We start from the raw sequence: 6,493 nt of genomic DNA, 5'->3' as shown, positions 1-6,493 counted from the left end.
CTTGCGGGGAGGGGGTTGGGGGTGGGGTTCTTGTACCTCATAACATCGGGAAGTGCTGTATTAAAAATATTCTGGGGTGGAGAAGATGCCCACCCATCCTAATTTTAATGCAAATTTAATGCAAACTAATTACCCAATCACGTAAATATGAATTTACTTGTTCAGGGATTTCATCATGGGGACAATGACCAGCTATGAGAAAATATTCTGTTAATTGGGGATAATATTCATGGAATTTCTGAGAACGTTCTCTCGCTTTCATCCAAGGATCTGCTTCTCCCCATAATAACAATAAAGGACAATTTAATTGTTTGAGTAAAACATCAACTTTCTGCCCTTGCGGAGTGCTAAAAACAGAAATGAATACATCTAAAGCCCCTGGATCATAAGCAGGACGTTGAATTTCTGCGACTAATTGATCTGTAACTGCATTTTTGTCAAGATAAACTTTTTCTAAGGTGCGCCGAATTACCCATTTTTGCCGCGTATATTCAAATAACAAAGACTGTGCTAACCGTTGTTTAAAACACCATTTAATAGCGTTTCCTAAAAGTTTTTTGAGGGGATTTGCAGCAGGTTGAATTTGATTTTCTACTTGGGAAAAAGGACCTGCACTATTAAGTAATACTACACCAGCAGCACTATCACAACGTTGAGAAGCGACGCATAAACAAGCATATCCTCCCAAGGAGTTACCCGCTAAAATTGTTTTTTGACCAATAACTTCACTGATAAAATCATGGAGTTGATCCCGCCACAAATCGGCGCTATACTGCAATTTAGGTTTTGCTGAACGTCCGAATCCTAATAGGTCAATGGCAAATACTTGGAAGTCTGCACTCAATTCTGTGATATTCTTACGCCAATGGTCTGTGGACGCACCAAAACCATGTACTAATAGTAAGGGTGGACGTTGCACTTGCGGTTCTCCTGCTTGTACATAATACACTTTGTGTCCACGCCATTGCCAGTATTGACCAGGAATCGGATTTGTCAAAGGAGCGATACTTGTTTGCATATTGCCAAGAAATATTAAGTTACTGTGAACAATTGTAAATTATGTAAATTAAATTATGTAAATTAAATTAATTATCACCCACACAGATGGGTTTTGCCTGTGTAGATGCGGTTTCTAACCGCCTTTTAAATGTACAACCAACAACTATACAAATGATTACCGGAAAAACTAAAATTTTGGGAGTAATTGGACACCCTATAGAACATTCTCTGTCACCATTGATGCACAATGCCGCTTTGACTAAACTGGGATTAGATTATGTATATTTACCTTTTCCCGTTGCCCCAGAAAATTTAGCAACAGCGATCGCAGGTTTTGCTAGTATTGGTGTTGTAGGCTTTAGTATCACAATTCCTCATAAGCAAGCAATATTACCTTTATTATCGGAAATTTCCCCTATTGCTCAAGCTATTGGTGCTGTAAATACCGTTGTGAATAAAGGTAATAAATGGTTAGGTACAAATACAGATGTAGAAGGATTTATCGCTCCTTTACAAACAACATATCATCAAGATTGGAGTCAGAAAAAAGCGGTAATTTTAGGGAATGGTGGTGCTGCGAGGGCTGTTGTTGCTGGTTGTATTCAACTTGGTTTAGCCGAAATTCACGTTGTGGGGCGGAATTTACAGAAATTACAAGTATTTGAGCAAAGTTGGCAAAATTCACCCTTTGCAGATAAATTCCAGGTCCATGAATGGACAGAGTTACCAAATTTACTTCACCAAGCTAACCTGTTAGTAAATACAACCCCCATAGGAATGTATCCCCATGTTGAACAATCACCACTGAGTAGTCAAGAAATGGGTTATTTACCTGGTGATGCCATCGCCTATGATTTAATATATATCCCTAAACCAACAAAATTTTTGCACCTAGCCCAAAAACAAGGGATAGTAACTATTGATGGTTTAGAAATGCTCGTACAACAAGGTGCAGCAGCCTTAAAAATCTGGTTACAAAAAGAAACAGTTCCCGTCACGCAAATGCGTCAAGCATTACAAAATCACTTGGGAATTTAAGGAGTCACATAATCTTAGATTTGAGATTTGACTCCCTCTTCCCCTGCTTCTTCTACTGTTCCTGTACCTGGGAATTATCAATAGATACAGGAAGTTGATATTTTTGACTAATGACTTTCAGAGCATTTTGCAAACTTTGGAAGTGAAGCAGCATGGTGGGATTATTAGCTTGTAATAAGCTTTGATATTCAACAGTTAAGCGAATATTAATTTTATTCTTCTCGATGGCAAAAGTACAAATCTTAATGTTACTGGTACAAGTCTTATTGAGATCAGTTTTGACCTGATTCATGACTGCGAGAACTTCTTGAGAGGACATTGTTGATAATTTTTCTTTTTTAGCATTGTCATCTGCTACAATTATTTTTGACTGATAGGTTGCTAAAAGTTTACTCGCGTCCTGAAACCCAAAACTGTCTTCAGGAATGGTTTTTAAGCTATTAATTGCTGTCTGTAAATTAAATTTTACCTGTTGCCAATCAGTAACGGATTTAGCAGTAGCTTGACCTTTGATAGCTGCGTCCCCCAAAGTTTTAGCACTAGCAATTTTTTTCAGCCATGTTTCTTCTTTAATTAACTGCTGGGTAGTAGTGTTTAAACTATTTTCATATCTTGATAAATTCTCTTGTACTAATTGACGAAATTCACTTTCATCTTTAACGGTATTTAGTCGAGTGATTGCTTGTCTCAACAAATTTTGTCTATTGCGTAATTCAGACCAAGTTTTAGCAGGATCTAGAGTTGTTTTCTCTACAGATTTAGCTGTCCGTAGAGCCTGGAATACTTGGTTAATTTTTAACAACTTTTGAGAAAAATTATTAACTAATTCCTGAGATTCTCGATAACGAGGAGACCATTGAGGTATTTTTTGTAAATCTGCTACTACCTCGTCTAGTTTTTGTTGTATTGCTAATAACTCTAAATCGGTTTTGGTACTTTTGATCTGTTGCTGATATTCACCTTTAAATTTTTTGGCTGTTTGCAATTCTTTACACTCCAAAATTACACAACCACGATGGAGAACAAAAGTACCACTCAGGTAAAGGAAGACGATAAATACAGTAGTACCAATTATAGACACAGGGGGAAATGATCGTAATAAATGTCTTTTTTCCGGTTGATCTGGGATATGAACAAAAGGATCAGACCCTTGGTTAATTTCCTGGGATTTATCTTCATCCTCAGATAGATTCTGTAAAATTGAATCTAGTGAGGAATGGTTTAAAAAGGAGGCCTTAGGACTGGAGACAAATGAATCAGGAATAGGTTCGGTTAAGAGAGTTTCTTCCTCCGCTGTCGGCATGGGAGAATCTAGGAAATATTGAGCATAGGGAAGCTTTTCCCCAAAAACTCTCAAGAAAAATTGGATATGTTGAGTTTTGTAGTTGAATTGGGATTGTAATGTTTGTGCCAAGACCTCAAAAACTTGCTGAGTGTCAATAGTCACATTTGGACGGTGTTCAGTGAGAATCATCAATAAATCATTTTTGATGGCGCATTTTACCTGAAAATCCCGAATATCAGTCACTTTTGCTGCTAATCTTTTTTGCAAAATATCGCCTAAAAGTAGTAGTTCTTGTTGTTCAACTGTAATGTTCATGAAGCGTTACCGTCACTTTTTCCGTATAGTTTTGATGATTAAATAGACTGGAGATTGACACACAAATGAGGAAAATTCGTAGCTAGATGCAAACCCTGATTTCGAAGCCAAGACAATCATTTTTTAACCAATATTGAATTATTGACGAAAAACACCGCCAAGAGTTTCGCGTGAAGTCTTATACTTTTTTTATACAATTAGATTATAAATTAGACAATGGCAAAAAAATTTTCAGTTAACCACAGCCAAATTCCATAATCTTCAGGATCATTGACAATATTTAGATCTTCTCAAGAGTGCATAGCGTTGGAGTTATCAATACAAGGTGTGTTTCAATGGACTTATTAGAGTATCAAGTTAAAGAATGGTTTGGTAAAATTGGGATTCCCGTCCTACCGTCCCAAAGAATAGATCATCCCACAGACTTAAAACGGTTGAAAATCCCTTACCCCATTGTACTCAAGTCCCAAGTACAAGGAGGGGAAAGGGAAAAAGCTGGAGGGGTGAGAATCGTAGAAACAACAATTGATGCCATAGCTGCGGCACAAAATATATTTAATTTACCAATTTGGGGACAATTTCCAGAAGTCTTATTGGCAGAATCAAAGTATGATGCTCAAGAGGAGTTTTATCTTGCTGTAGTTTTGGATACTGCGCTGTGTCGTCCCGTTTTATTGGGTTGTACGGAAGCAAATATTGACTGGGAAACAACAGGAGAAAAATTCCAGCACGTAGTTGTCGAACAAGAATTTTCTCCATTTTACGCTCGAAGACTGGCTTTGAAAATGGGTTTACGGGGTACTTTGATGCAGTCTGTAAGCAATATTGTTGAGAAACTGTACCAGTTATTTATCCAGAAAGATTTGGACTTAGTAGAAATTAATCCTTTGGGTGTGAACTCAACAGGTCAAGTTATGGCTCTGAATGGTAAAATCAGGGTTAATGAACGAGCTATTAACCGTCATCCCGAAATAGCTGACATGGCCGCAAAAATGGTCGGTGGTCGTCATGGTAATCAAAAAAACAACGACTTTTTAGGTAGTTGGGATAGCTTAGAAATGCCAGGTAAAATCGGTATCTTAGGTAACGGCAAAGGTTCTATATTTACAACATTGGATGCGGTTGTTTATGCAGGTGGTAAACCTGGTAAATGTGTCAATTTGCGTCATTCATTTATGAGTGATACTAAATTGACAACTTTTAGCGATCGCTTGATCAGTAGTTTGAAAACTTTGTCCGAAGATCAAAGTATTCAAGTTATTTTAATCAACTTTTTAGGAACTATTCCTCAAGCTGACAAACTTCCCGAAATTATGGGTAATTTTCTGCAATTAAACAGGAGTGAAATCACATCTGAGATGCTAATTACTAATAATAAGATTCAAAATCAGGTGAATTTACCCCATTTAGTTTTCCGTTTAGTTGGATCTCAATTTAATGATCTTAGAGAATATATAGCCACATTAAAAAACACCAATCAATCAATTATCTTAGCAGAGGATTTAGACGAAGCAGTTAAAGAAGCAGTTCGTTTAGTTAGATTACCTGAAGATAAAAAGAAAAGCAGGGAAGTAAAAGTTAAAAAATAAAAATTGAAGATAAGCATTCAGATGATGTCATCAGATTCCCAACTTCTTTAATTTATTGTATTCATAAATAAAAACGCCCTGCTGATGCAGTCGGGGATCTGAGGATGAACGATTTTTATAAATGAACACTCGCAAATTAAATTACCCACTAACAAATTATGAACTTAACACCAGAAAGTAAAGTTTTAATCCAGGGATTTTGTGAATTTATCTCAGCAAATCATATTGCTCAAATGCAAGCTTACGGTACAAATTTGGTAGCTGGTGTCAATCCTGGACATGGTGGACAGCAAATATATAATCTACCAGTATTTGATTTAGTTGAGGAGGTTGTTGCCAAATTTGGACAGATTGATACAACAATTATTTGTGTTCAACCTGATCAAGTTTTGGATGCAGCATTAGAAGCAATAGCTTCTAATATCCCCCAAATTATTATTATCACTGCTGGTGTACCACCCCTAGATATGGTGCAATTACTTCGGAAAACAGAAGCAGGTGAAACCTTAATTATCGGTCCAAATAGTCCGGGAATTATCGTCCCCGGGAAAATTCTTCTGGGTACTCACGAACGTGAATTTTATATCCCAGGTTCTGTGGGAATTGTTAGCCGTAGTAGTACCCTCACCTATGAAGTCGCTTGGGAATTAACAAAGGTGGGTTTGGGTCAGTCAATTAGTGTTAGCATTGGCAGTGATACTATTGTCGGTTCTTCATTTCTGCAATGGTTACAAATTCTCGATGAAGATGACACCACAGCAGCCATTGTTTTAATTGGCCAACCTGGTGGAGGCAGTGAAGAAGCAGCCGCAAAATATATTGCTGAAACAATTGATAAACCTGTAGTTGCCTATATTGCCGGTAGACACGCACCACCCACACAAAATTGGCAACAAACAGGAACTTTAGCCACTGTAATTGGACGTTCTGCTAATTTTGGCACGGTAGAAAGTAAATTGGCTGCTTTTGAGTCGCTCAAAATTCCTCTGGCCGATAGTCCATCTCAAATTCCTGAATTACTGAAAAAGCAAATTTAACTAACAGGCGATCGCACACAGAAACACAAGTTAGGTTGGCGTTAAAAATTGTCGTTATGACCAGGGAACAGGGAACAGGGAAGAGGTTTTCGACAACTTTACTTTTCGTTACTTGTGTCGGTTTTTTTTGCGTTCAGCTACTTAAATAGACATCGTTGTTTAAATCACGAATATTATTTTCTAAATGAATTGGTAATTTTGCATTACTGCTAATATAAATAATACCTGAT

At 37.2% G+C, this 6,493-nt stretch carries 5 protein-coding genes; 3 read left to right on the top strand and 2 right to left on the bottom strand.

Going from position 1 to position 6,493, the window contains the following annotated elements; genetic code table 11:
• Positions 1-115 precede the first annotated feature (115 nt).
• Complete coding sequence (locus ACIR131C_RS0104065) at positions 116-1,018, bottom strand: alpha/beta fold hydrolase (protein ID WP_028089164.1); 903 nt, start codon at positions 1,016-1,018, stop codon at positions 116-118.
• 152 nt (positions 1,019-1,170) lie between these two features.
• On the opposite strand from ACIR131C_RS0104065, the gene ACIR131C_RS0104060 reads away from it, so the two are divergent.
• Positions 1,171-2,037: a shikimate dehydrogenase gene (locus tag ACIR131C_RS0104060; protein WP_028089163.1), complete on the top strand. Its 867-nt coding sequence runs from the start codon at positions 1,171-1,173 to the stop codon at positions 2,035-2,037.
• 52 nt (positions 2,038-2,089) lie between these two features.
• Here ACIR131C_RS0104060 and ACIR131C_RS0104055 read toward each other — a convergent pair whose 3' ends face one another.
• Positions 2,090-3,637, bottom strand: a complete 1,548-nt coding sequence (locus ACIR131C_RS0104055; RefSeq protein ID WP_028089162.1) for a hypothetical protein — start codon at positions 3,635-3,637, stop codon at positions 2,090-2,092.
• A 335-nt stretch (positions 3,638-3,972) separates the two neighbouring features.
• On the opposite strand from ACIR131C_RS0104055, the gene ACIR131C_RS0104050 reads away from it, so the two are divergent.
• Positions 3,973-5,226, top strand: coding sequence for a succinate--CoA ligase subunit beta (locus tag ACIR131C_RS0104050; protein ID WP_028089161.1), 1,254 nt, complete (start codon positions 3,973-3,975; stop codon positions 5,224-5,226).
• Between the two features lie 158 nt (positions 5,227-5,384).
• Positions 5,385-6,263: a succinate--CoA ligase subunit alpha gene (locus tag ACIR131C_RS0104045; RefSeq protein ID WP_028089160.1), complete on the top strand. Its 879-nt coding sequence runs from the start codon at positions 5,385-5,387 to the stop codon at positions 6,261-6,263.
• Positions 6,264-6,493: the final 230 nt, after the last annotated feature.

The sequence above is a fragment of the Dolichospermum circinale AWQC131C genome (genome assembly GCF_000426905.1).
In the GTDB taxonomy this organism is placed as follows: domain Bacteria; phylum Cyanobacteriota; class Cyanobacteriia; order Cyanobacteriales; family Nostocaceae; genus Dolichospermum; species Dolichospermum circinale.
This window is presented reverse-complemented; position numbering and strand designations above follow the sequence as displayed.

What these genes read in the sequence shown, in the direction of transcription:
- ACIR131C_RS0104065 (WP_028089164.1), bottom strand. Translation starts at nt 1,018, where the DNA reads ATGCAAACAAGTATCGCTCCTTTGACAAATCCGATTCCTGGTCAATAC.
- ACIR131C_RS0104060 (WP_028089163.1), top strand. Translation starts at nt 1,171, where the DNA reads ATGATTACCGGAAAAACTAAAATTTTGGGAGTAATTGGACACCCTATA.
- ACIR131C_RS0104055 (WP_028089162.1), bottom strand. Translation starts at nt 3,637, where the DNA reads ATGAACATTACAGTTGAACAACAAGAACTACTACTTTTAGGCGATATT.
- ACIR131C_RS0104050 (WP_028089161.1), top strand. Translation starts at nt 3,973, where the DNA reads ATGGACTTATTAGAGTATCAAGTTAAAGAATGGTTTGGTAAAATTGGG.
- ACIR131C_RS0104045 (WP_028089160.1), top strand. Translation starts at nt 5,385, where the DNA reads ATGAACTTAACACCAGAAAGTAAAGTTTTAATCCAGGGATTTTGTGAA.